We start from the raw sequence: 2037 nt of genomic DNA on the forward strand, positions 1-2037 counted from the left end.
ATGTCTGATGGCCCAAGGCTCACGGCTTTCGGCGCGGAGAAAGCGTGGCTGATAGGGGGTAACATAAAACGGTTGCGCCCAGGAGTGAGTTAGTGTAAAGTTTCGGCGCTGAAACCTTTCTAGGGGGTGGCCTCTGCAGGACTTTGAATATCGAGCTCCGAAGACGCTCAACGAGGCGATCCAGCTCATGGCTGAAAAGGGAGCTAAGGCGCGCGCCCTCGCAGGCGGCACCGACCTCCTGGTCCAGCTTCGAGTGAAGCGCTACATCGTTGACCGCGTCGTTGACGTTAAGCACGTTCCCGAATTCAACGAGCTCTCCTACTCTGACGCCAAGGGCTTGGTCCTCGGCGCCGCGGTCCCCTGCTGCCGCGTCTACGAAAACAACCAGATCTCCGCCAAGTATCCCGCGCTCTATGATTCCGCCTTCCTTATCGGCGGCATCCAGATCCAGAGCCGCGGCAGCATCGGCGGCAACCTGGCCAACGCCGCTCCCAGCGCCGATGCCATCCCCGCGCTCATCGCCCTGGGCGCCACGGCCAACATCGCTGGGCCAAAGGGCAAGCGTTCCGTCCCTGCGGAGCAGTTCTGCGCAGGCCCCGGCAAGACGGTGCTTCAGGACGGCGAACTGCTGGTTTCCATCAGCATCCCGCCGCCCCAGCAGCACACAGGCTCCACCTACATCCGCTTCATCCCCCGGAATGAGATGGACATCGCCGTTGCGGGGGTGGGCGTCTCCGTGGTGCTCAACGGCAGCAGCATCAAGTCGGCGCGCATCGCCCTCGCCTCCGTCGGCCCGACGCCGATCTACGCCGCCGAGGCGAGCGGCTGGCTGGCGGGCAAGGCCCCCACGGATGACAACATCCTCCAGGCGTCTGAGGCGGCCAAGAAGGCGGCCAAGCCCATCACGGATATGCGCGGCACCATCGAACAGCGCATCCACCTAGTGGGCGTGTTGACCAAGCGCTCCCTCCAGTCCGCCATCACCCGCGCCAAAGAGGCAAAGTAACCATGGCCAAGAAAATCGTCGTCCAGACGACCATCAACGACATGCCGACTGAGTTCCTCTGCGAGCCTCGCGAGAGCCTCCTTGAGGTCCTGCGCGAAGGACTCGGCCTGACCGGCACCAAGGAGGGCTGCAACGACGGCAATTGCGGCGCCTGCACCGTCATCCTGGATGGCCGCATCACCAATGCCTGCCTGGTCCTTGCCGCCGAGGCCGAGGGCCGCAAGATCACCACCATCGAAGGTGTGGCCTCTGCGGAGAAGCTCCACCCCCTCCAAAAGACCTTTCTGGAGGAGGCGGCCCTGCAGTGCGGCATCTGTACTCCAGGCTTCATCGTCGCCGCCAAGGGACTCCTTGATAAGGAGCCCAAGGCCGATGAGCATCGCGTCCGCCACTGGCTGGCCGGCAACCTCTGCCGCTGCACCGGCTATGACAAGATCGTCCGCGCAGTCCTCAAAGCCGAGAAAGAGCTGTAAACTGTAGAATCCCGCAGTTCAAGACGCCGCACTACAAGAGAGGCATCACCTCATGACCACAACTGAAAATCGCCCCCAGTTCAAAGTCGTCGGCACCCGCCCCGTCCGCCACGATGGCCTGGAGAAAGTCACCGGCAAGGCCAAGTACGGCGCCGATGTCATCCTCCCCGGGATGCTCTACGGCAAGGTCTTACGCAGCCCGCATCCCCATGCGCGCATCAAGGCGATTGACACCAGCGGCGCGCTGAAAGTCCCCGGCGTCATGGCGGTGGTCACCTCAAAAGACCTTCCCATCCAATCGGACAAGATGGTGGAGCTTGGCGAAGCCCATGCCAACATGAAACAGGTGGCTGAGAACTGCCTGGCAAGTGATAAGGTCCTCTATAAAGGCCATGCCGTGGCCGCCGTGGCCGCCACCAGCCCCCACATCGCGGAAGAGGCGCTGGAGGCCATCAAGGTTGACTACGAGGTTCTTCCCTTTGTCTTGAGCGTTGACGATGCGATGAAGCCCGGCGCTCCCCTGCTCCATGAGAGCATGGTCACCAAGGCCATCCTGGG

3 protein-coding genes are annotated in these 2037 nt (G+C 62.7%); all 3 read left to right on the forward strand.

Features of this window, described 5'->3' with window-relative positions:
- Positions 1-133 precede the first annotated feature (133 nt).
- A complete protein-coding gene (locus FJ039_12645; protein ID MBM4406994.1) occupies positions 134-1006 on the forward strand; it encodes a xanthine dehydrogenase family protein subunit M in 873 nt (290 codons plus the stop codon).
- A 2-nt stretch (positions 1007-1008) separates the two neighbouring features.
- Positions 1009-1479: a (2Fe-2S)-binding protein gene (locus FJ039_12650; GenBank protein MBM4406995.1), complete on the forward strand. Its 471-nt coding sequence runs from the start codon at positions 1009-1011 to the stop codon at positions 1477-1479.
- A 52-nt stretch (positions 1480-1531) separates the two neighbouring features.
- Positions 1532-2037 (forward strand): xanthine dehydrogenase family protein molybdopterin-binding subunit (locus tag FJ039_12655; protein ID MBM4406996.1); only part of this gene is annotated, 506 nt, incomplete at its 3' end.

It is taken from the genome of Chloroflexota bacterium (genome assembly GCA_016875535.1).
Lineage (GTDB): Bacteria > Chloroflexota > Dehalococcoidia > SHYB01 > SHYB01 > VGPF01.